Origin of the sequence: Micromonospora sp. A3M-1-15 (assembly GCF_024213425.1) — a bacterium.
GTDB classification, from domain to species: Bacteria; Actinomycetota; Actinomycetes; order Mycobacteriales; family Micromonosporaceae; genus Micromonospora; species Micromonospora chersina.
On record NZ_JANAVK010000002.1, the window covers coordinates 533,622 to 554,060 of the forward strand.

Genomic DNA, 20,439 nt, shown 5'->3' on the forward strand with positions numbered 1-20,439 from the left:
ATAGTGCTCGACGTCAACTTCTTCGACGAGCTGCGCATCGGTCTCGCCACCGCCGACGACATCCGTCAGTGGTCCCACGGCGAGGTCAAGAAGCCCGAGACCATCAACTACCGCACCCTGAAGCCGGAAAAGGACGGGCTCTTCTGCGAGAAGATCTTCGGTCCGCAGCGGGACTGGGAGTGCTACTGCGGTAAGTACAAGCGGGTCCGCTTCAAGGGCATCATCTGCGAGCGCTGCGGCGTCGAGGTGACCCGCTCCAAGGTTCGCCGGGAGCGGATGGGTCACATCGAGCTGGCCGCTCCGGTGACCCACATCTGGTACTTCAAGGGCGTGCCGAGCCGGCTGGGCTACCTGCTGGACCTCGCCCCGAAGGACCTCGAAAAGATCATCTACTTCGCCTCGTACGTCGTGACGAGCGTGGACGCCGAAGCGCGTCACCGTGACCTCTCGACCATCGAGAACGAGATCCTGGCCGAGAAGCGGCAGGCCGAGAACAGCCGCGACTCGGAGATCGAGAAGCGGGCCGCCAAGCTCGAGGCCGACCTGGCCGAGCTGGAGGCCGAGGGCGCGAAGGCGGACGTCCGGCGCAAGGTCAAGGAGGGCGGAGAGCGCGAGATGCGCCAGATCCGCGACCGGGCCCAGCGCGAGATCGACCGCCTCGACGAGGTCCTCGACACCTTCCGCAAGCTCGAGCCGAAGCAGCTGGTCACCGACGAGCTGCTCTACCGCGAGCTGCGCGACCGCTTCGGCGAGTACTTCACCGGCAGCATGGGCGCCGAGGCCATCAAGGCGCTGGTCCAGAACATGGACCTGGAGGCCGAGGCCGAGAGCCTGCGCGAGACCATCCGGTCCGGCAAGGGCCAGCGGAAGATCCGGGCGCTCAAGCGGCTCAAGGTCGTGGCGGCGTTCCAGAACACCCGCAACTCGCCGCTCGGCATGGTGCTGGACTGCGTCCCGGTCATCCCGCCGGACCTGCGTCCGATGGTGCAGCTGGACGGTGGCCGCTTCGCGACCTCCGACCTGAACGACCTGTACCGCCGGGTGATCAACCGGAACAACCGCCTCAAGCGGCTGATCGACCTCGGCGCGCCCGAGATCATCGTCAACAACGAGAAGCGGATGCTCCAGGAGGCCGTCGACGCGCTGTTCGACAACGGCCGTCGCGGCCGGCCGGTCACCGGTCCGGGCAACCGCCCGCTGAAGTCGCTCTCCGACATGCTCAAGGGCAAGCAGGGCCGGTTCCGCCAGAACCTGCTCGGCAAGCGCGTCGACTACTCCGGCCGTTCGGTCATCGTGGTCGGCCCGAAGCTCAAGCTGCACCAGTGCGGCCTGCCCAAGCAGATGGCGCTGGAGCTGTTCAAGCCGTTCGTGATGAAGCGGCTGGTGGACCTCAACCACGCGCAGAACATCAAGTCCGCCAAGCGGATGGTCGAGCGGCAGCGGCCGGTCGTGTGGGACGTGCTGGAAGAGGTCATCGGTGAGCACCCGGTCCTGCTGAACCGGGCGCCGACCCTGCACCGGCTGGGCATCCAGGCCTTCGAGCCGCAGCTGGTCGAGGGCAAGGCCATCCAGATCCACCCGCTGGTCTGCACCGCGTTCAACGCCGACTTCGACGGTGACCAGATGGCGGTCCACGTGCCGCTGTCCGCCGAGGCCCAGGCCGAGGCGCGGATCCTGATGCTGTCGTCGAACAACATCCTCAAGCCGGCCGACGGCAAGCCGGTCACCATGCCCACCCAGGACATGGTCATCGGCCTCTACCACCTCACCCACCTCACCCCGGGTGGGCAGGGCGAGGGCCGGGCGTTCAGCTCGGACGCCGAGGCGCGGATGGCGTACGACAACCGTGAGCTGCACCTGCAGACCCCGGTCAAGATCCGCCTGCGCGGCATCGTCGGTGTCGACAACGGCGCCGGCGCCGAGCCGTGGGTCGCGCCCGAGGGCTGGGTCGAGGGCGAGCCGGTGACGGTGGAGACCACCCTGGGCCGGGTCCTGTTCAACGAGACGCTGCCGCAGGGCTACCGCTTCGTGAACTACGAGATCCGCAAGGGCCAGCTCTCCGCGATCGTCAACGACCTCGCCGAGCGCTTCCCGAAGGTGGCCCTGGCGGCCACCCTGGACGGGCTCAAGGAGGCCGGTTTCCACTGGGCCACCTGGTCCGGCGTCACCATCGGCATGGAGGACGTCATCGCTCCGCCGCGCAAGCGGGAGATCCTGGAGCGGTACGAGAAGGAAGCCGACCGGATCGACAAGCAGTACCAGCGTGGTCTGATGACCGCCGAGGAGCGTCGCGGCGAGCTCATCGAGATCTGGACCAAGGCGACCAACGAGGTCGCCAAGGAGATGGACACCGCGCTGCCGCAGGAGAACCCGCTGTGGAAGATGATCAACTCGGGCGCCCGCGGTAACCTGCTCCAGCTCCGGCAGATCGCGGCGATCCGTGGTCTGGTGGCCAACCCCAAGGGCGAGATCATCCCGCGGCCGATCAAGGCCTCGTACCGGGAGGGTCTGTCCGTGCTGGAGTACTTCATCTCCACGCACGGCGCCCGGAAGGGTCTCGCGGACACCGCCCTGCGTACCGCCGACTCGGGTTACCTGACCCGGCGTCTGGTGGACGTCTCGCAGGACGTCATCATCCGCGAGGAGGACTGCGGCACCGACCGTGCCATCCCGATGCAGATCGGCGAGCGGGTCGACGGCAAGCTCGTCGTGCACGAGCACGCCGAGACCAGCGTGCACGCCCGCACCCTGGCCGACGACATCAAGGGCCCGGACGGCAACGTGGTCGCCCACCGCGGCCAGGACATCAACTCCATCCTGGTCGACGCGATCGTCGCCGCCGGGACGGAGACGGTGCGGGTGCGCAGCGTGCTCACCTGCGAGTCGAAGCTGGGCGTCTGCGGTGCGTGCTACGGCCGCTCGCTGCCGACCGGCAAGACCGTGGACGTCGGCGAGGCGGTCGGCATCATCGCCGCCCAGTCGATCGGTGAGCCGGGCACGCAGCTGACGATGCGTACCTTCCACACCGGTGGCGTCGCGGGTGAGGACATCACCCAGGGTCTGCCCCGTGTCCAGGAGATCTTCGAGGCCCGGGTCCCGAAGGGTAAGGCGCCCATCGCCGACACCCCGGGTCGGATCCGGATCGAGGACGGCGAGCGGTCCCGCAAGATCGTCGTCATCCCGGACGACGGCAGCGACGAGATCGTCTACGACAAGATCTCGAAGCGGGTCCGGCTCCGGGCGCACGACGGCGACCACGTCGAGGTCGGCGAGAAGCTCACCGAGGGCACCATCGACCCTCACGAGCTGCTGCGCATCCTCGGCCCGCGCGCGGTCCAGGTCCACCTGACCCAGGAGGTCCAGGAGGTCTACCGCTCGCAGGGTGTGCTCATCCACGACAAGCACATCGAGATCATCATCCGCCAGATGCTCAAGCGGGTGACGGTCATCGACTCCGGCTCGACCGAGTTCCTGCCGGGCGTGCTGGTCGACCGGGCGCTGTTCGAGTCGGAGAACCGCCGGCTCGTCGGCGAGGGTGGCGAGCCCGCCGCCGGTCGCCCGGTGCTGATGGGTATCACCAAGGCCTCGCTGGCCACGGACTCCTGGCTGTCGGCGGCCTCCTTCCAGGAGACCACCCGGGTGCTGACGGACGCGGCGATCCACGCCCGCAGCGACTCGCTGATCGGCCTCAAGGAGAACGTGATCATCGGTAAGCTCATCCCGGCCGGTACGGGCATCAGCAAGTACCGCAACGTCCGGGTGGAGCCGACCGAGGAGGCGAAGGCCAAGGTCTACTCGATGACCGGCTACCCGGAGACCGACTACGGCTTCGGGCCGGCCAGCGGCCAGGCGGTGCCGCTGGACGACTTCGACTTCGGGTCGTACCGCTAAGCAGCAGGAAACGACGAGGCCCCCGGCACCCGCCGGGGGCCTCGTCGCGTCCCGCGGCCGTGGACCCCTCGACCGGCACGGCGGGGCATGATGGTGGGCATGACGACCGTGCCCGGGCAGGTGCCGGCCGCCCAGCAGGGGCACCGCCATCCGCTCGACCCCGAGCCGGTCCGCTCGACCAAGGCGCGCGCGGTCTTCGCCCTCGGGCTGATCGGGGCGCTCACCGGCTTCTTCGTGGGCGGGGTGGTGCCCGCGACCATCGCGCTCGCCCTCGCCCGGCAGGCCCGCCGCGAGGCGTACGTCTCGGGTGGTTTCCTCACCGGCGCCGGCTGGCTGCGCCGGGGCGAGCAGCTGGCCTGGACGGGCCTGCTGCTCGCGGCCGTGGCCATCGTGGCGGCCGTGGTGATCGGCGTGGTCCGGCTGGCCGGGGCCCCGTTCGGGCACGACTTCGCCCCGAACGTCGACTGACCCGCCGGGGGAGCGCCCCCGCGCCCGGCCCCGCCGGCGAGACCCGCGACGGTAGCCTGGCCGGTGTCCCGCCGCGCGGCGGGCGAGCCACATCGACAGGAGGACCCCGTGACGGAACCGGCCCCGCCGCCGGGAGGCGACCGGACCCGCCCCGGCACCGGGCCGGACGCCGGCGGGCCGCCGCCGGCCAGCCCCTGGGCCGGACCGGACGCCGGGTCCGCCGGGGGCTCCGGCGCGTCACCGGAGACCACACCCACGGGGTACGCGCCGGCGCCCGTCCCGCCCCGGTCCGCCTCACCCGAGCCGACCTCGCCCCAGTCCGCGCCGCCCGGGTCCTGGCCGCCCGCCGGGCCGTACCCGCCGGCTCCGCCCGGCTCCCCGCCGCACCACGCCGGATACGGCGTCCCTGGCGCGCCCGGACCGTCGACCCCACCCGGCTCGCCGCCGCACCATGCCGGTTACGGCGCTGGGCCCTCGGTCCCGTCTGGCTCGCCGTCGCACCACGCCGGGTACGGCGCCCCGCCCGTTCCCGGGCCGCACTTCGGGCCGTCCGCTCCGGCGGGTCGGCCGGCGTCCGGGGCGTACCCGGGGCACCAGCCACCGCCCGGCGGTGGGTGGGCCGCGCCGGGGAGCGCGCCGGCCGGCGGCTGGGGATCGGCGCCCCCCGCGGCGGTGCCGCCGCCCCCGCGCGAGGCGCCGCGCCCGCCGAAGCGGGTCGACGCGGTCCCGGGCACCCCGTTCGGGGTGGTCCACCTGGACGTGCCGCCGGTGACGTCGGGGCTCGCCATCGGGTCGCTGGTCACCGGGATCGCCTCGATCCTGGTGTCGCTGCTGGTCCTCTGCTTCGGTGTGGCCGGGCCCAACTACGGCGGGGCGTGGGCCGCCGGGGCGTTCACCGTGCTCGGGGCGATCGCCGGCACGGCGGCCGTCGTGGCGGGGCTGCTGGCCCGGCGGCAGATCCGGCGGCCGGCGCCGCCGCCGGCGGTCCGGTTCACGGGGCGCGGCCTGGCCGTGGCGGGGCTCAGCTGCGGGGGAGTGGGCCTGCTGGTCAGCCTGGGCGGGCTCGCCCTGGCCCTGGTGGTGCAGATCACGTGAGACCGGCCGTCCGGTCGGGCGGCACGCTGACCAGCTACGACCGGTTTGCCCGGATGTCGGGGGCGCGGGCGGAACCGGGGCCGCCGGGCCGAGCGCCGGCGAAGCCGGTACACTTGTCACCGTAGGTGCCCATGACGGGCGTGCGGGAACGATGCGATCGGCCGGCGGACCGCGACGCGGTTTGCAGGACCGCTCCGTTTTGACCGGCGCGCCTGTGGTAGGTACTCTTTCCCCTTGTGCCCGGGCCAGCCCGGGCAATGCGTGCGTGCGTCGGAACCGGTCAGCCGGTGATCGCGCGGCCGCACGACTAGAGCCCAAGACCTGGCGTCGGGAGTTTCCTGCGCCGGTGACAGAAACCGGTACGACGCGCGAGCGGCCGCACCGGACCGTGACTCGGGCGACACGCCCGACCGCGGGTGCTGGGACCCCCGTCAGGTGGCCCTGGTTGGAATGTAGGAGAGCCGTCCATCAGGCCGGCTAGAGCAGACGGCGCGGTCGCCTCGCAGCGGCCGAAGGGAGCGGAGAAACCCGGTGCCCACCATTCAGCAGCTGGTCCGAAAGGGCCGCCAGGCCAAGACGACCAAGACCAAGACCCCGGCGCTCAAGGGGTCTCCCCAGCGGCGCGGCGTGTGCACCCGCGTGTACACCACCACCCCCAAGAAGCCGAACTCGGCGCTGCGCAAGGTCGCTCGTGTCAAGCTCAGCAGCCAGATCGAGGTGACCGCCTACATCCCGGGCGTCGGCCACAACCTGCAGGAGCACTCGATCGTGCTCGTCCGCGGCGGCCGCGTGAAGGACCTCCCCGGCGTGCGGTACAAGATCGTTCGCGGCTCGCTGGACACCCAGGGTGTCCGCAACCGCAAGCAGGCTCGCAGCCGTTACGGCGCGAAGAAGGAGAAGAGCTGACATGCCGCGTAAGGGACCCGCTCCGCGGAAGCCGCTGGTCGCTGACCCGGTGTACAACTCGCCCCTGGTCACCCAGCTGGTGAACAAGATCCTGATGCGCGGCAAGCGTCAGCTCGCCGAGCGCATCGTGTACGCCGCCCTGGAGGGTTGCCGCGAGAAGAGCGGCACCGACCCGGTCGTCACGCTCAAGCGCGCGATGGACAACGTCAAGCCCACCCTCGAGGTGCGCAGCCGCCGGGTCGGTGGCGCCACCTACCAGGTGCCGGTCGAGGTTCGTCCGGCCCGCGCGACCACCCTCGGCCTGCGCTGGCTGGTGACGTACTCCAAGGCCCGTCGCGAGAAGACCATGGTCGAGCGGCTGATGAACGAGCTGCTGGACGCGAGCAACGGCCTCGGCGCCGCCGTCAAGCGGCGCGAGGACACGCACAAGATGGCCGAGTCCAACAAGGCCTTCGCGCACTACCGCTGGTAACACCCAGGTTCCGGCGCCCACGAGGCGCCGGAACCACCACCAGTTGTGTCTAGACGACGATAAGTAGGGATTGAAGTGGCCGCCGCAGACGCGCTCGCCAACGTACGCAACATCGGCATCATGGCGCACATCGATGCCGGTAAGACCACGACCACCGAGCGGATCCTGTTCTACACCGGTATCACGTACAAGATCGGTGAGGTCCACGAGGGCGCTGCCGTCATGGACTGGATGGAGCAGGAGCAGGAGCGTGGCATCACCATCACCTCCGCTGCTACCAAGTGTGAGTGGAAGGGCCACACGATCCAGATCATCGACACGCCCGGTCACGTCGACTTCACGGTCGAGGTCGAGCGGTCGTTGCGGGTGCTGGACGGTGCGGTCGCGGTCTACGACGGTGTCGCCGGCGTGGAGCCCCAGACGGAGAACGTCTGGCGGCAGGCCGACAAGTACCACGTCCCGCGGATGTGCTTCGTCAACAAGCTCGACCGGACCGGCGCCGACTTCTTCCGCTGCGTGCAGATGATGATCGACCGGCTCAACGCCACCCCGCTGGTGCTCCAGATCCCGATCGGGCTCGAGGGCGACCACATCGGTGTCGTCGACCTGATCAACATGCGCGCGCTCACCTGGCGTGGGGAGACCCAGAAGGGTGAGGACTACGCGATCGAGGAGATCCCGGCCGACCTGGCCGACTCCGCGGCCGAGTGGCGCGAGAAGCTGATGGAGACCCTGGCCGACGTCGACGACTCGGTGATGGAGAAGTACCTGGAGGGCGAGGAGATCTCCGTCGAGGAGATCAAGGCCGCCATCCGGCGTGCCACCATCGCCAGCAAGGCCAACCCGGTGCTGTGCGGCTCGGCGTTCAAGAACAAGGGCGTGCAGCCCATGCTCGACGCCGTGGTCGACTACCTGCCGTCGCCGCTCGACGTCCCGGCCATCGAGGGCACCGCCACCGACGGCGAGACCCCGATGCAGCGGAAGCCGTCGAAGGCCGAGCCGTTCTCGGGCCTGGCCTTCAAGATCCAGACCGACAAGCACCTCGGCAAGCTCACCTACGTCCGGGTCTACTCCGGTGTGGTCGAGACCGGTACCCAGGTGGTCAACTCCACCAAGGACCGCAAGGAGCGGATCGGCAAGATCTACCAGATGCACGCCAACAAGCGGGAAGAGCGCGGCTCGGCCCAGGCTGGCGACATCATCGCGGTGCAGGGTCTCAAGCAGACCACCACCGGCGACACGCTCTGCGACCCGGCCAACCCGGTCATCCTGGAGTCGATGACCTTCCCGGAGCCGGTCATCGAGGTCGCGATCGAGCCGAAGACCAAGGCCGACCAGGAGAAGCTCAGCACCGCCATCCAGCGGCTGGCCGAGGAGGACCCGACCTTCCGCGTCAAGCTGGACGAGGAGACCGGTCAGACGGTCATCTCCGGCATGGGTGAGCTGCACCTGGACATCCTGGTCGACCGGATGCGCCGCGAGTTCAACGTCGAGGCGAACATCGGCAAGCCGCAGGTGGCGTACCGCGAGACGATCCGCCGCAAGGTGGAGAAGATCGAGTACACCCACAAGAAGCAGACCGGTGGTTCCGGCCAGTACGCCCGCGTGATCGTGAGCATCGAGCCGCTGCCGCTGGACAACGACTCGCCGACCTACGAGTTCGCGAACGCCGTCACCGGTGGCCGCATCCCCCGGGAGTTCATCCCGTCGGTGGACGCGGGCGCCCAGGACGCGATGCAGTACGGCATCCTCGCCGGCTTCCCGCTGGTGGGTGTCAAGCTGACGCTGCTGGACGGCCAGTACCACGAGGTCGACTCGTCGGAAATGGCATTCAAGATCGCTGGCTCGATGGTGATGAAGGAGGCGGCCCGCAAGGCCGACCCCGCACTGCTCGAGCCGATGATGGCCGTTGAGGTCACCACCCCTGAGGAAAACATGGGTGACGTCATCGGCGACCTCAACTCCCGGCGGGGCATCATCCAGGCGATGGAGGAGCGCAGCGGCGCCCGCATCGTCCGGGCCCTGGTGCCGTTGTCGGAGATGTTCGGCTACGTCGGCGACCTGCGGTCGAAGACCCAGGGCCGGGCTAGCTACAGCATGCAGTTCGACTCCTACGCCGAGGTTCCGCAGAGCGTGGCGAAGGAGATCATCGCCAAGGCGACGGGTGAGTGACGCTCACCTGAGCTGATCGGATGATTCGGGGCGGTCGCGGGAGGGTTCTCCCGCCCGCGACCACCTCGGTCGGGTTGTGTGAATCCGGGCCTGTAGGCTTCATCGCCGCAGAACCCACCAAGGCTCTCCGGCCGTAAGGTCGGAAAGGCTGTCGACAGAGTCCTAAGCGCCGACCCGGCGCACCGGGGCGAACGAACCAAGAAAGTCCACAGGAGGACACCAGTGGCGAAGGCGAAGTTCGAGCGGACTAAGCCGCACGTCAACATCGGCACCATTGGTCACATCGACCACGGTAAGACGACGCTGACGGCGGCCATCACCAAGGTCCTGCACGACCAGTTCCCGGACCTCAACCCGTACACGCCGTTCGACGAGATCGACAAGGCGCCGGAGGAGAAGGCCCGCGGCATCACGATCTCGATCGCGCACGTCGAGTACCAGACCGAGGCGCGTCACTACGCGCACGTCGACTGCCCCGGTCACGCCGACTACATCAAGAACATGATCACCGGTGCTGCCCAGATGGACGGCGCGATCCTGGTGGTGGCGGCGACCGACGGCCCGATGCCGCAGACCCGCGAGCACGTGCTGCTGGCCCGTCAGGTCGGTGTGCCGTACATCGTCGTGGCGCTCAACAAGAGCGACATGGTCGACGACGAGGAGCTCCTGGAGCTCGTCGAGCTCGAGGTGCGCGAGCTGCTCTCGTCGCAGGAGTACCCGGGTGACGACCTGCCGGTCGTCCGGGTCTCGGCGCTGAAGGCCCTCGAGGGTGACCCCGAGTGGACCGGCAAGCTCATGGACCTCATGAACGCCGTCGACACCGCGATCCCGCAGCCGGAGCGCGAGACCGAGAAGCCGTTCCTCATGCCGATCGAGGACGTGTTCACGATCACCGGTCGTGGCACCGTCGTCACCGGTCGCGCCGAGCGTGGCATCCTCAAGCCGAACGAGGAGGTGGAGATCGTCGGCATCCGCGAGAAGTCGATGAAGACCACCTGCACCGGCATCGAGATGTTCCGCAAGCTGCTCGACGAGGCCCGGGCCGGCGAGAACGTCGGTCTGCTCCTCCGCGGCATCAAGCGCGAGGACGTCGAGCGCGGCATGGTCGTCATCAAGCCGGGCACCACGACCCCGCACACGGAGTTCGAGGCGACGGTCTACATCCTCTCCAAGGAGGAGGGCGGCCGGCACACCCCGTTCTTCCAGAACTACCGTCCGCAGTTCTACTTCCGCACCACGGACGTCACCGGCGTCGTCACGCTGCCCGAGGGCACCGAGATGGTCATGCCGGGCGACAACACCACGATGACCGTGAAGCTGATCCAGCCCATCGCGATGGAGGAAAACCTCAAGTTCGCGATCCGGGAGGGTGGCCGTACGGTCGGCGCTGGTCGCGTCACCAACATCATCAAGTGAGCTGGGTAACCCCGATTAGCGTCGCCGCCGGTCGTGCGGCATACTAGTCAGGTTGCGTAACGACGGTCGGTCGCCTGCGTCCGGTTAACGCTGGACCTCCGGGAGGCAGACAGTCTCGCGTAGGGTGGTTGATCGCCCCTGGCGGTCAACCACCCTCGCGCGGCGTCCAGGTCGCGGTCACCGCGATCGGCGCCATGACCCACCGCGCGGTCGGAAATCGCTCCGGAGTCCCGGGGCGGAGCCTGGCCCACGGGCGCGACACGCCCGACCGCGGGGGTCGGCGAAGTGGGCCTGTACCAGCCGGTACAGGCGCCCGCAACACAGCGGCATCGAGAGAAGGAACAGAAGCCACCATGGCGGGACAGAAGATCCGCATCCGGCTCAAGGCCTATGACCACGAGGTCGTCGACTCCTCGGCTCGGAAGATCGTCGAGACGGTGACGCGTACCGGGGCGCAGGTCGCTGGCCCGGTGCCGCTGCCCACGGAGATCAACCGTTTCTGCGTTATCCGCTCGCCGCACAAGTACAAGGACTCGCGCGAGCACTTCGAGATGCGCACGCACAAGCGTCTGATCGACATCATCGACCCGACCCCGAAGACGGTCGACTCGCTCATGCGCCTCGACCTGCCGGCTGGCGTCGACATCGAGATCAAGCTGTAGGGACCGGACAAATGGACAGGCAAGTCAAGGGGATCCTGGGCGCAAAGCTCGGCATGACCCAGGTCTGGGACAACAACCGCGTTGTTCCCGTGACCGTGGTTCAGGCCGGCCCGTGCGTCGTGAGCCAGGTTCGTAGCGCCGACAAGGACGGTTACTCCGCGGTCCAGCTGGCGTACGGGGCCATCGACCCGCGCAAGGTCAAGAAGCCGATCGCCGGGCACTACGCCAAGGCGGACGTCGCGCCGCGCCGGCACATCGTCGAGCTGCGCACCGCGGACGCCGCGGACTACTCGCCGGGCCAGGAGGTCACGGTCGAGGAGTTCCCGGCCGGCGTGACCATCGACGTCACCGGCAAGACCAAGGGCAAGGGCTACGCCGGCCCGATGAAGCGGCACGGCTTCCACGGTCTGCGCGCCAGCCACGGTGTGGAGCGCAAGCACCGCTCGCCGGGCTCGATCGGCGCCTGCGCGACCCCGGGTCGCGTCTTCAAGGGCACCCGGATGGCGGGTCGGATGGGTGGCGTTCGCTACACCGTCCAGAACCTGACCGTCCAGGCGGTCGACACCGAGAACAACCTCCTGCTCGTCCGCGGCGCCATCCCCGGCCCCAAGGGCGCGCTGGTCCTGGTCCGTACCGCGGCCAAGACCAAGGTGAAGAAGGGCGGTGCGGGCAAGTGACCACCGTTGACGTCCTCAACGTCGAAGGCGCCAAGAGCAGCTCCGTCGAGCTGCCGGCCGACATCTTCGACGTCCAGGCCAACATCCCGCTGATGCACCAGGTCGTGGTGGCTCAGCTGGCGGCGGCCCGGCAGGGCACGCACAAGGCCAAGACTCGCGGCGAGGTCTCCGGTGGAGGCAGGAAGCCGTACAAGCAGAAGGGCACCGGTCGTGCCCGCCAGGGCTCGACCCGCGCGCCGCAGTTCGCCGGCGGTGGCGTGGTCCACGGCCCGGTGCCGCGCGACTACAGCCAGCGCACCCCGAAGAAGATGAAGGCCGCCGCCCTGCGTGGCGCCCTCTCCGACCGGGCGCGCGCCGGCCAGGTGCACGTCGTCGAGGCGTTCGTCTCGGGCGAGAAGCCGTCGACCAAGGCCGCGCTGGCCACGCTGGCGAAGGCGACCGAGGCCCGTCGGGTCCTGGTCGTGCTGAGCAGCACCGACGAGCTGAACTGGGTGTCGCTGCGCAACGAGCCGCGGGTGCACCTGATCGAGGCCGGCCAGCTCAACACGTACGACGTGCTGGTGGCCGACGACGTGGTCTTCACGAAGGAGGCCCTGGACGAGTTCCTGGGCGTTCCCGCCGAGACCACCGAGGAGGGTGGCAAGTGAGCACGATCGCCGATCCGCGCGACATCATCGTCGCCCCGGTCGTCTCGGAGAAGAGCTACAGCGAGCTGAACCGGAACTGGTACACCTTCCTGGTGCACCCGGACGCCAACAAGACCGAGATCAAGATCGCTATCCAGCAGATCTTCAACGTCCGCGTCCTGACGGTCAACACGCTCAACCGCGAGGGCAAGCGCAAGCGCACCAAGACCGGCTTCGGTCAGCGCAAGTCGACCAAGCGGGCGATCGTGAAGCTGGCTGACGGTGACCGTATCGAGGCCTTCGGCGGCCCGGTCAGCTGAGGGGTGTAGACAATGGCTATCCGTAAGTACAAGCCGACGACGCCGGGCCGGCGTGGCTCGAGCGTCGCCGACTTCGCCGAGATCACCCGGTCGACGCCCGAGAAGTCGCTGCTGGCTCCGCTGCCGAAGAAGGGCGGACGCAACGCCCACGGCCGGATCACCACCCGGCACCACGGTGGCGGCCACAAGCGGCAGTACCGGCTGATCGACTTCAAGCGGGTCGACAAGGACGGCGTGCCGGCGAAGGTCGCGCACATCGAGTACGACCCGAACCGCACCGCGCGCATCGCGCTGCTGCACTACGCCGACGGCGAGAAGCGCTACATCATCGCGCCGAAGGACCTGAAGCAGGGCGACCGGGTGGAGTCGGGGCCGAGCGCCGACATCAAGCCGGGCAACAACCTGCCGCTGCGCAACATCCCGGTCGGTACCACCATCCACAACGTGGAGCTGCGCCCGGGCGGCGGCGCCAAGCTGGCCCGTTCGGCCGGCGTCGGCATCCAGCTGCTCGGCCGTGAGGGCGCGTACGCGACCCTCCGCATGCCGTCCGGTGAGATCCGGCGCGTCGACGTGCGCTGCCGCGCCAGCGTCGGCGAGATCGGCAACGCCGACCAGTCGAACATCAACTGGGGTAAGGCCGGCCGGATGCGGTGGAAGGGCAAGCGCCCGACCGTCCGTGGTGTGGCCATGAACCCGGTCGACCACCCGCACGGTGGTGGTGAGGGTAAGACCTCCGGTGGTCGCCACCCGGTCAACCCGCAGGGTAAGCCCGAGGGCCGCACCCGTCGTAAGGGCCAGCCGAGCGACCGGCTGATCGTCCGCCGCCGCTACGCCACGCGTAAGCGCGGCTGAGGGAGATAAGACATGCCTCGCAGCCTGAAGAAGGGCCCGTTCGTCGACGACCACCTGCTCAAGAAGGTGGAGACGCAGAACGACAAGGGCTCGAAGAACGTCATCAAGACCTGGTCGCGCCGCTCGACGATCATCCCGGAGATGCTGGGTCACACGATCGCCGTGCACGACGGACGTAAGCACGTCCCGGTCTTCGTGACCGAGGCCATGGTCGGGCACAAGCTCGGCGAGTTCGCGCTGACCCGCACGTTCAAGGGTCACGAGAAGGACGACCGGAAGAGCCGCCGGCGCTGACGCCGCGGGCATACGGATAGAGGAACAAGGGGTTACAGCGATGCCAGGAAAGGGCGACGCTCCGGTGCTTCCGGGCGCGCGGGCGGTTGCGCGGCACGTGCGCATCTCGCCGATGAAGGCGCGCCGGGTGGTCAACCTCGTCCGCGGCCTGCCCGCGAAGGAGGCGCTCACGGTGCTGCAGTTCGCGCCGCAGGCTGCGAGCGAGCAGGTGTACAAGGTGCTCGCGAGCGCGATCGCCAACGCGGAGAACAACGAGCGGCTGGACCCCGATGCGCTGCTCGTCAGCGAGGCGTTCGTCGACGAGGGCCCGACCATGAAGCGGTTCCGGCCGCGGGCGCAGGGCCGGGCGTACCGGATCCGCAAGCGGACCTGCCACATCACCGTGGCGGTCGAGGCGGTCGCGCCGGCCGCGCCGAAGAAGTCGGCGAAGAAGGCCCAGGCGCAGACGAAGGCCGAGGCGACCAACCAGGCCGGAGCGGCTGAGGGGCAGAGCACGACGGAAGGTGCCGAGTAATGGGTCAGAAGGTTCACCCCACTGGGTTCCGGCTCGGCATCTCGACCGACTGGAAGTCCCGCTGGTTCGCGGACAAGCTCTACAAGGACTACATCGGCGAGGACGTCAAGATCCGCCGGATGATGTCCAAGGGCCTCGAGCGCGCCGGGATCTCCAAGGTCGACATCGAGCGCACCCGGGACCGGGTCCGCGTCGACATCCACACCGCCCGGCCGGGCATCGTCATCGGCCGTAAGGGTGCGGAGGCCGACCGGATCCGCGGCGAGCTGGAGAAGCTCACCGGCAAGCAGGTCCAGCTGAACATCATCGAGGTGAAGAGCCCCGAGTCGGACGCGCAGCTGGTCGCCCAGGGCGTCGCCGAGCAGCTGTCCAGCCGGGTCAGCTTCCGTCGGGCCATGCGCAAGGCGATGCAGTCCGCGATGAAGAACCCGGTCTGCAAGGGCATCCGGGTGCAGGTCTCGGGCCGTCTCGGCGGCGCCGAGATGAGCCGGACCGAGTTCTACCGCGAGGGCCGGGTTCCGCTGCACACGCTGCGGGCCAACATCGAGTACGGCTTCTTCGAGGCCCGTACCACCTTCGGCCGGATCGGCGTGAAGGTCTGGATCTACAAGGGCGACGCCGTCCCGGGCCGCGAGGCCCCGGCCGAGGCCGCCCCGTCGCGCGGCCCGCGCCGCGACCGTGGCGACCGGCCGGAGCGGCCGCGCCGTGGCCGGTCGGGTTCGTCGGGTACGACCGCCGGTGGCACCGAGGCCGGCCGGGCTGCCGCGACCACCATCGCGCAGCAGGCGGAGACGCCGGCCGGTGAGCCGGTCGACGCCGGAGCCGTGGCCGCGGCCGCGACCCAGCCGGCAGAAAAGCAGCAGGAGGGCTGACAGATGCTGATGCCGCGCAAGCCCCCGAAGGGCTTCCGCAAGCCGCACCACCCGGACCGCCACGGCGCGTCCAAGGGTGGTAACCGGGTGGTGTTCGGCGAGTTCGGGATCCAGGCTCTCGAGCCGGCGTACGTGACCAACCGCCAGATCGAGTCGGCGCGTATCGCGATGACCCGCCACATCAAGCGTGGCGGCAAGGTCTGGATCACGATCTTCCCGGACCAGGCCCTCACCAAGAAGCCGGCCGAGACCCGGATGGGTTCCGGTAAGGGTTCGCCCGAGTGGTGGGTCGCCAACGTCAAGCCGGGGCGGGTTCTCTTCGAGATGTCCTTCCCCAACGAGCAGATCGCGCGAGAGGCGATGCGTCGCGCGATCCACAAGCTCCCGATGAAGTGCCGCATTGTTACGCGCGAAGTGGGTGAATCCTGATGGCAGCTGGCGTCAAGCCTTCCGAGCTGCGTGAGCTCTCCGAGGAGGAGCTGGTCACGAAGCTGCGCGAGGCCAAGGCGGAGCTGTTCAACCTCCGCGTGCAGGCCGCAACCGGGCAGCTGGACAACAACCGGCGGCTGCAGGTCATCCGTCGGGAGATCGCCCGGATCTACACGATCATGCGTGAGCGTGAGCTGGGTCTCTCGGCCGCGCCGACTGAGGTGACTGCATCATGAGTGAGAACACCACCGCCGCCACCGCGCGGGCCCGCCGCAAGGTGCGTGAGGGCCTCGTGGTCAGCGACAAGATGGAAAAGACCGTCGTGGTCGAGGTCGAGGACCGGGTCAAGCACGCGCTGTACGGCAAGATCATGCGCCGGACCAGCAAGCTGAAGGTCCACGACGAGCAGAACTCGGCCGGCATCGGCGACCGGGTCCTGATCATGGAGACCCGGCCGCTGTCCGCCACCAAGCGGTGGCGGCTCGTGGAGATCCTCGAGAAGGCCAAGTAGCGAAGGCTCGAGCTCGGCCGGGTTCGGTCGGGCGCAGGTTCCGCCAGGCTCCGGCCGCCTCCGGGCGGCCGGAGAACCGGCAGACATAGGAGATAGACGTGATTCAGCAGGAGTCGCGACTGCGCGTCGCCGACAACACGGGTGCCCGGGAGATCCTGTGCATCCGGGTTCTCGGTGGCTCCGGTCGGCGCTACGCGAGCATCGGCGACGTCATCGTGGCCACCGTCAAGGACGCGATCCCCGGTGCCGGTGTGAAGAAGGGCGACGTCGTCAAGGCCGTCGTCGTTCGCACCGCCAAGGAGAGGCGGCGGCCGGACGGCTCGTACATCCGCTTCGACGAGAACGCCGCCGTCATCATCAAGGACGGCGGGGACCCGCGCGGTACCCGCATCTTCGGCCCCGTGGGCCGGGAGCTGCGGGACAAGCGGTTCATGAAGATCATCTCTCTCGCGCCGGAGGTGTTGTGACCGTGAAGGTCAAGAAGGGCGACACGGTCGTCGTCATCGCCGGCAAGGACAAGGGTGCCAAGGGCAAGGTCATCGCGGCCTACCCGCGGCAGGACAAGGTCCTGGTCGAGGGCGTGAACCGGGTCAAGAAGCACACTCGCATCAGCACCACCCAGCGTGGCGCCAAGACCGGTGGCATCGTCACCCAGGAGGCCCCGATCCACGTCTCGAACGTGCAGGTCCTGGACTCCGACGGCAAGCCGACCCGGGTCGGTTACCGGATCGACGACAACGGCCAGAAGGTCCGCATCGCGCGTAGCACCGGTAAGGACCTCTGATGACCACGGCTACCGAAACCAAGACCCTGCCGCGCCTCAAGGAGCGGTACCGCAACGAGGTCGTGGCGAAGCTGCAGGAGCAGTACAGCTACGGCAACCCCATGCAGGTGCCCGGGCTCGTCAAGATCGTCGTCAACATGGGTGTCGGCGAGGCTGCTCGCGACGCCAAGCTGATCGACGGCGCGGTCCGCGACCTGGCCACCATCACCGGCCAGAAGCCGCTGGTGCGTCGGGCGACCAAGTCCATCGCGCAGTTCAAGCTCCGCGAGGGCATGCCGATCGGCGCGAAGGTCACCCTGCGCGGCGACCGGATGTGGGAGTTCCTGGACCGGCTGCTCTCGATCGCGCTGCCGCGTATCCGTGACTTCCGCGGCCTGGACGGGCGCAAGCTCGACGGCCACGGCAACTACACGTTCGGCCTGACCGAGCAGTCGGTGTTCCACGAGATCGACCAGGACAAGATCGATCGCCAGCGGGGCATGGACATCACGGTGGTCACGACCGCCACGACCGACGACGAGGGCCGGGCGCTGCTCAAGCTCCTGGGCTTCCCGTTCAAGGAGAACTGAGATGGCCAAGAAGGCGCTGATCCTCAAGGCGGCCGCGAAGCCGAAGTTCTCGGTTCGCGCGTACACCCGCTGCCAGCGGTGCGGGCGTCCGAAGGCGGTCTACCGCAAGTTCGGTCTCTGCCGGGTGTGCATCCGGGAGATGGCCCACCGCGGTGAGCTGCCCGGCGTGTCCAAGGCTTCCTGGTAATAGCCCGGCGCGCTTCGCGCGTCAGCTGAACTGTCTCTTCGCCGTAGGCCCCGGGCCTGGCCCGGGGAACCCCGGCGAGAAAGGTTGACGAATTTCATGACGATGACCGACCCGATCGCAGACATGCTCACGCGTCTGCGTAACGCCAACCAGGCGTACCACGACCGGGTGACGATGCCCTACTCGAAGATCAAGGCGAACATCGCCGAGGTCCTCAAGGCCGAGGGTTACATCGCCACCTGGTCGGTCGAGGAGCCCGAGGAGGGCGCCGTCGGCAAGCGACTGGTCGTCGAGCTGAAGTACGGCCAGAACCGGGAGCGGAGCCTGGCCGGCATCAAGCGCGTGTCCAAGCCCGGTCTCCGGGTGTACGCCAAGTCGGACGGGCTCCCGCGGGTGCTCGGCGGGCTGGGCGTGGCGATCATTTCGACGTCCCAGGGGCTGCTCACCGACCGGCAGGCCCGCAAGCGGAGCGTTGGCGGGGAAGTCCTCGCCTTCGTCTGGTAACGGGAGACAGGTAGAAATGTCGCGTATTGGACGTAAGTCGATCCCGGTGCCAGCCGGCGTCGATATCACCATCGACGGCCAGACCGTCAAGGTCAAGGGCCCCAAGGGCGAGCTGAGCCACGTACTGGCCGAGCCGATCACGGCGGAGCGGGGCGAGGACGGCGCGCTGCACGTCAACCGGCCCAACGACGAGCGCAAGGCCAAGGAGCTGCACGGCCTGAGCCGTACGCTGGTGGCCAACATGATCATCGGCGTGACCGAGGGCTACCGCAAGAGCCTCGAGATCGCCGGTACCGGTTACCGCGTGACCGCCAAGGGCAAGGACCTCGAGTTCGCCCTCGGGTTCTCGCACCCGGTGCTGGTCCCGGCCCCGGACGGCATCACCTTCACGGTGGAGAGGCCGACCCTGTTCCACGTGGCCGGCATCGACAAGCAGCAGGTCGGCGAGGTTGCCGCCAACATCCGGAAGATCCGCCCGCCGGAGCCCTACAAGGGCAAGGGCGTGAAGTACCAGGGCGAGGTCATCCGCCGCAAGGCTGGAAAGGCAGGTAAGAAGTGAGCGCCACGCTGCTCAAGCGCCGCCGCGGCGTCGCCGCCAAGCGTGCCGTCGGGCGTGCGCGCCGGCACTTCCGGGTCCGCAAGAACGTCAGCGGCACCACCGAGCGTCCCCGCCTGGTCGTCACCCGCTCCCTGCGGCACATGGTCGCCCAGATCGTGGACGACACCAAGGGTCACACCCTGGCGTCGGCCTCGACCATGGACGCCTCGCTGCGCGGCGTCGAGGGCGACAAGAGCGCCCTGGCCGGCAAGGTCGGCGCCCTGCTCGCCGAGCGGGCCAAGGCCGCCGGCGTCTCGAAGGTCGTCTTCGACCGCGGTGGCAACCGGTACGCGGGGCGGGTCGCCGCGCTTGCCGACGCCGCCCGCGAAGCCGGGCTCGAGTTCTAGAAACCCCGTCACGAGAGAGAAGGAAGGCTGCTGATGCCAGGTCAACAGCGCCGTGGCGGCGGGTCCGGTGGCAACGAGGGTGGTCGCCGCGACAACCGCCGTGAGGGCGGCCGCGGAAACGCGCCCGTCGAGAAGACCCCGCACCTCGAGCGGGTCGTCGCGATCAACCGCGTCGCCAAGGTCGTGAAGGGTGGTCGTCGCTTCAGCTTCACCGCCCTGGTGATCGTGGGCGACGGCGACGGCACCGTCGGTGTGGGCTACGGAAAGGCCAAGGAGGTGCCCGCGGCGATCGCCAAGGGTGTCGAGGAGGCCAAGAAGCACTTCTTCAAGGTGCCGCGGATCGGCCAGTCGATCCCGCACCCGGTGCAGGGCGAGGACGCGGCCGGTGTGGTGCTGCTCAAGCCGGCCTCGGCCGGTACGGGTGTCATCGCCGGCGGTCCGGTGCGCGCCGTGCTGGAGTGCGCGGGCATCCACGACGTGCTCTCCAAGAGCCTCGGCTCGTCGAACCCGATCAACATCGTGCACGCCACGGTGGCGGCCCTGAAGGGCCTCGAGTCGCCCGAGCAGGTCGCGGCCCGTCGTGGCCTGCCGGTCGAGGACGTCGCGCCGGCCGCCATGCTGGCGTCGCGGGCGGGGGTGTCGTCCTGATGGCGCGCCTGAAGGTCACCCAGGTCCGGTCCGAGATCGGGACCAAGAAGAACCAGCGTGACTCGCTGCGTTCGCTCGGTCTCAAGCGGATCAACGACGTGGTGGTCAAGGAGGACCGGCCGGAGATCCGGGGCATGATCTTCACGGTCAACCACCTCGTGAAGGTCGAGGAGGTCGAGTAATGACGATCAAGGTGCACCACCTGCGCCCGGCGCCCGGAGCCAAGACCGACAAGACCCGCGTGGGTCGCGGTGAGGGCTCGAAGGGCAAGACCGCCGGTCGCGGTACCAAGGGTTCCAAGGCCCGGAAGAACATCTCGGCGGCGTTCGAGGGTGGGCAGATGCCCATCCACATGCGCCTGCCGAAGCTGAAGGGCTTCAAGAACAAGTTCAAGGTCGTCTTCCAGGTGGTCAACCTGGACCGGCTCGCCGAGCTCTTCCCGAACGGCGGCCAGGTCGGCCCGGCCGAGCTGGTCGAGGCCGGCGCGGTCCGCAAGGGCCACCCGGTCAAGGTGCTCGGCACCGGCGACCTCGGCGGCGTGGCTCTCCAGGTGTCGGCGCACGCGTTCAGCGCGTCGGCCAAGGAGAAGATCACCGCGGCCGGCGGCTCGGCCACCGAGCTGTAA

The 20,439-nt window shown here is 69.0% G+C and carries 28 protein-coding genes; all 28 read left to right on the forward strand.

Annotated elements, in window-relative coordinates; translation table 11 throughout:
• Window positions 1–3: 3 nt before the first annotated feature.
• On the forward strand, window positions 4–3,891 hold the full coding sequence (locus NLX85_RS12240; RefSeq protein WP_254334607.1) for a DNA-directed RNA polymerase subunit beta': 3,888 nt from the start codon (window positions 4–6) through the stop codon (window positions 3,889–3,891).
• Window positions 3,892–3,990: 99 nt separating this feature from the next.
• The gene (locus NLX85_RS12245) at window positions 3,991–4,359 is read left to right on the forward strand and encodes a hypothetical protein (RefSeq protein ID WP_254334609.1); all 369 of its coding nucleotides are present in this window, start codon (window positions 3,991–3,993) and stop codon (window positions 4,357–4,359) included.
• A 672-nt stretch (window positions 4,360–5,031) separates the two neighbouring features.
• Entirely contained in the window at window positions 5,032–5,454 is a 423-nt protein-coding gene (locus NLX85_RS12250; protein WP_189195731.1) for a hypothetical protein, read from the forward strand.
• A gap of 531 nt (window positions 5,455–5,985) precedes the next feature.
• Entirely contained in the window at window positions 5,986–6,360 is a 375-nt protein-coding gene (gene rpsL / locus NLX85_RS12255; protein WP_007465318.1) for a 30S ribosomal protein S12, read from the forward strand.
• A 1-nt stretch (window position 6,361) separates the two neighbouring features.
• A complete protein-coding gene (rpsG, locus tag NLX85_RS12260) occupies window positions 6,362–6,832 on the forward strand; it encodes a 30S ribosomal protein S7 (protein ID WP_088647009.1) in 471 nt (156 codons plus the stop codon).
• 75 nt (window positions 6,833–6,907) lie between these two features.
• Window positions 6,908–9,004, forward strand: coding sequence for an elongation factor G (gene fusA, locus NLX85_RS12265; RefSeq protein WP_189195422.1), 2,097 nt, complete (start codon window positions 6,908–6,910; stop codon window positions 9,002–9,004).
• Window positions 9,005–9,226: 222 nt separating this feature from the next.
• Entirely contained in the window at window positions 9,227–10,420 is a 1,194-nt protein-coding gene (gene tuf, locus NLX85_RS12270) for an elongation factor Tu (protein WP_148430091.1), read from the forward strand.
• 353 nt (window positions 10,421–10,773) lie between these two features.
• Window positions 10,774–11,082, forward strand: coding sequence for a 30S ribosomal protein S10 (gene rpsJ, locus NLX85_RS12275; RefSeq protein ID WP_007073037.1), 309 nt, complete (start codon window positions 10,774–10,776; stop codon window positions 11,080–11,082).
• Between the two features lie 11 nt (window positions 11,083–11,093).
• Window positions 11,094–11,759 (forward strand): 50S ribosomal protein L3, encoded by a 666-nt coding sequence (rplC, locus tag NLX85_RS12280; RefSeq protein WP_254334611.1) that lies wholly within the window; start codon window positions 11,094–11,096, stop codon window positions 11,757–11,759.
• Window positions 11,756–12,406 (forward strand): 50S ribosomal protein L4, encoded by a 651-nt coding sequence (gene rplD, locus NLX85_RS12285; protein ID WP_254334613.1) that lies wholly within the window; start codon window positions 11,756–11,758, stop codon window positions 12,404–12,406. The genes rplC and rplD overlap by 4 nt, the downstream gene beginning before the upstream one ends.
• Entirely contained in the window at window positions 12,403–12,705 is a 303-nt protein-coding gene (gene rplW, locus NLX85_RS12290) for a 50S ribosomal protein L23 (protein ID WP_091317975.1), read from the forward strand. The genes rplD and rplW overlap by 4 nt, the downstream gene beginning before the upstream one ends.
• Window positions 12,706–12,717: 12 nt before the next feature.
• Window positions 12,718–13,557, forward strand: coding sequence for a 50S ribosomal protein L2 (gene rplB, locus NLX85_RS12295; protein WP_091262802.1), 840 nt, complete (start codon window positions 12,718–12,720; stop codon window positions 13,555–13,557).
• A gap of 12 nt (window positions 13,558–13,569) precedes the next feature.
• The gene (gene rpsS, locus NLX85_RS12300) at window positions 13,570–13,851 is read left to right on the forward strand and encodes a 30S ribosomal protein S19 (protein WP_007073032.1); all 282 of its coding nucleotides are present in this window, start codon (window positions 13,570–13,572) and stop codon (window positions 13,849–13,851) included.
• Window positions 13,852–13,891: 40 nt separating this feature from the next.
• Complete coding sequence (gene rplV, locus NLX85_RS12305) at window positions 13,892–14,365, forward strand: 50S ribosomal protein L22 (RefSeq protein WP_151463673.1); 474 nt, start codon at window positions 13,892–13,894, stop codon at window positions 14,363–14,365.
• On the forward strand, window positions 14,365–15,237 hold the full coding sequence (gene rpsC / locus NLX85_RS12310) for a 30S ribosomal protein S3 (RefSeq protein WP_254334615.1): 873 nt from the start codon (window positions 14,365–14,367) through the stop codon (window positions 15,235–15,237). The genes rplV and rpsC overlap by 1 nt, the downstream gene beginning before the upstream one ends.
• 3 nt (window positions 15,238–15,240) lie before the next feature.
• Window positions 15,241–15,666: a 50S ribosomal protein L16 gene (rplP, locus tag NLX85_RS12315; RefSeq protein WP_073834927.1), complete on the forward strand. Its 426-nt coding sequence runs from the start codon at window positions 15,241–15,243 to the stop codon at window positions 15,664–15,666.
• Complete coding sequence (rpmC, locus tag NLX85_RS12320) at window positions 15,666–15,902, forward strand: 50S ribosomal protein L29 (protein ID WP_013288628.1); 237 nt, start codon at window positions 15,666–15,668, stop codon at window positions 15,900–15,902. The genes rplP and rpmC overlap by 1 nt, the downstream gene beginning before the upstream one ends.
• Window positions 15,899–16,177, forward strand: a complete 279-nt coding sequence (rpsQ, locus tag NLX85_RS12325) for a 30S ribosomal protein S17 (protein WP_091198287.1) — start codon at window positions 15,899–15,901, stop codon at window positions 16,175–16,177. The genes rpmC and rpsQ overlap by 4 nt, the downstream gene beginning before the upstream one ends.
• A 98-nt stretch (window positions 16,178–16,275) precedes the next feature.
• On the forward strand, window positions 16,276–16,644 hold the full coding sequence (gene rplN, locus NLX85_RS12330) for a 50S ribosomal protein L14 (protein WP_007465279.1): 369 nt from the start codon (window positions 16,276–16,278) through the stop codon (window positions 16,642–16,644).
• Window positions 16,641–16,961: a 50S ribosomal protein L24 gene (gene rplX / locus NLX85_RS12335; protein ID WP_007465276.1), complete on the forward strand. Its 321-nt coding sequence runs from the start codon at window positions 16,641–16,643 to the stop codon at window positions 16,959–16,961. The genes rplN and rplX overlap by 4 nt, the downstream gene beginning before the upstream one ends.
• Window positions 16,961–17,530: a 50S ribosomal protein L5 gene (rplE, locus tag NLX85_RS12340; protein ID WP_091317981.1), complete on the forward strand. Its 570-nt coding sequence runs from the start codon at window positions 16,961–16,963 to the stop codon at window positions 17,528–17,530. Before rplX ends, rplE begins: the two co-directional genes overlap by 1 nt.
• A 1-nt stretch (window position 17,531) precedes the next feature.
• Window positions 17,532–17,717, forward strand: a complete 186-nt coding sequence (locus NLX85_RS12345; RefSeq protein WP_007073023.1) for a type Z 30S ribosomal protein S14 — start codon at window positions 17,532–17,534, stop codon at window positions 17,715–17,717.
• 96 nt (window positions 17,718–17,813) lie between these two features.
• A complete protein-coding gene (gene rpsH / locus NLX85_RS12350) occupies window positions 17,814–18,221 on the forward strand; it encodes a 30S ribosomal protein S8 (protein ID WP_013288624.1) in 408 nt (135 codons plus the stop codon).
• 16 nt (window positions 18,222–18,237) lie between these two features.
• Window positions 18,238–18,780 carry a 50S ribosomal protein L6 gene (gene rplF, locus NLX85_RS12355; protein WP_254334617.1) on the forward strand — a complete coding sequence of 181 codons (543 nt, stop codon included), beginning with the start codon at window positions 18,238–18,240 and terminating at the stop codon, window positions 18,778–18,780.
• Complete coding sequence (rplR, locus tag NLX85_RS12360) at window positions 18,777–19,166, forward strand: 50S ribosomal protein L18 (protein ID WP_091262791.1); 390 nt, start codon at window positions 18,777–18,779, stop codon at window positions 19,164–19,166. The genes rplF and rplR overlap by 4 nt, the downstream gene beginning before the upstream one ends.
• A gap of 33 nt (window positions 19,167–19,199) precedes the next feature.
• Window positions 19,200–19,814 carry a 30S ribosomal protein S5 gene (gene rpsE / locus NLX85_RS12365; protein ID WP_254334619.1) on the forward strand — a complete coding sequence of 205 codons (615 nt, stop codon included), beginning with the start codon at window positions 19,200–19,202 and terminating at the stop codon, window positions 19,812–19,814.
• Window positions 19,814–19,996, forward strand: coding sequence for a 50S ribosomal protein L30 (gene rpmD, locus NLX85_RS12370; protein ID WP_013473693.1), 183 nt, complete (start codon window positions 19,814–19,816; stop codon window positions 19,994–19,996). Before rpsE ends, rpmD begins: the two co-directional genes overlap by 1 nt.
• Window positions 19,996–20,439, forward strand: coding sequence for a 50S ribosomal protein L15 (rplO, locus tag NLX85_RS12375; protein ID WP_254334621.1), 444 nt, complete (start codon window positions 19,996–19,998; stop codon window positions 20,437–20,439). The genes rpmD and rplO overlap by 1 nt, the downstream gene beginning before the upstream one ends.

Excerpts from the sequence above, each read along its gene's own strand:
- rplE (WP_091317981.1), top strand. The coding sequence starts at position 16,961 with ATGACCACGGCTACCGAAACCAAGACCCTGCCGCGCCTCAAGGAGCGG.
- rplO (WP_254334621.1), top strand. The coding sequence starts at position 19,996 with ATGACGATCAAGGTGCACCACCTGCGCCCGGCGCCCGGAGCCAAGACC.
- rpsH (WP_013288624.1), top strand. The coding sequence starts at position 17,814 with ATGACGATGACCGACCCGATCGCAGACATGCTCACGCGTCTGCGTAAC.
- NLX85_RS12245 (WP_254334609.1), top strand. The coding sequence starts at position 3,991 with ATGACGACCGTGCCCGGGCAGGTGCCGGCCGCCCAGCAGGGGCACCGC.
- rpmD (WP_013473693.1), top strand. The coding sequence starts at position 19,814 with ATGGCGCGCCTGAAGGTCACCCAGGTCCGGTCCGAGATCGGGACCAAG.
- rpsQ (WP_091198287.1), top strand. The coding sequence starts at position 15,899 with ATGAGTGAGAACACCACCGCCGCCACCGCGCGGGCCCGCCGCAAGGTG.
- rplF (WP_254334617.1), top strand. The coding sequence starts at position 18,238 with ATGTCGCGTATTGGACGTAAGTCGATCCCGGTGCCAGCCGGCGTCGAT.
- rpsJ (WP_007073037.1), top strand. The coding sequence starts at position 10,774 with ATGGCGGGACAGAAGATCCGCATCCGGCTCAAGGCCTATGACCACGAG.
- rpmC (WP_013288628.1), top strand. The coding sequence starts at position 15,666 with ATGGCAGCTGGCGTCAAGCCTTCCGAGCTGCGTGAGCTCTCCGAGGAG.
- rplV (WP_151463673.1), top strand. The coding sequence starts at position 13,892 with ATGCCAGGAAAGGGCGACGCTCCGGTGCTTCCGGGCGCGCGGGCGGTT.
- NLX85_RS12345 (WP_007073023.1), top strand. The coding sequence starts at position 17,532 with ATGGCCAAGAAGGCGCTGATCCTCAAGGCGGCCGCGAAGCCGAAGTTC.
- rpsE (WP_254334619.1), top strand. The coding sequence starts at position 19,200 with ATGCCAGGTCAACAGCGCCGTGGCGGCGGGTCCGGTGGCAACGAGGGT.
- rplP (WP_073834927.1), top strand. The coding sequence starts at position 15,241 with ATGCTGATGCCGCGCAAGCCCCCGAAGGGCTTCCGCAAGCCGCACCAC.
- rpsC (WP_254334615.1), top strand. The coding sequence starts at position 14,365 with ATGGGTCAGAAGGTTCACCCCACTGGGTTCCGGCTCGGCATCTCGACC.
- rpsS (WP_007073032.1), top strand. The coding sequence starts at position 13,570 with ATGCCTCGCAGCCTGAAGAAGGGCCCGTTCGTCGACGACCACCTGCTC.
- rpsG (WP_088647009.1), top strand. The coding sequence starts at position 6,362 with ATGCCGCGTAAGGGACCCGCTCCGCGGAAGCCGCTGGTCGCTGACCCG.
- rplC (WP_254334611.1), top strand. The coding sequence starts at position 11,094 with ATGGACAGGCAAGTCAAGGGGATCCTGGGCGCAAAGCTCGGCATGACC.
- rplB (WP_091262802.1), top strand. The coding sequence starts at position 12,718 with ATGGCTATCCGTAAGTACAAGCCGACGACGCCGGGCCGGCGTGGCTCG.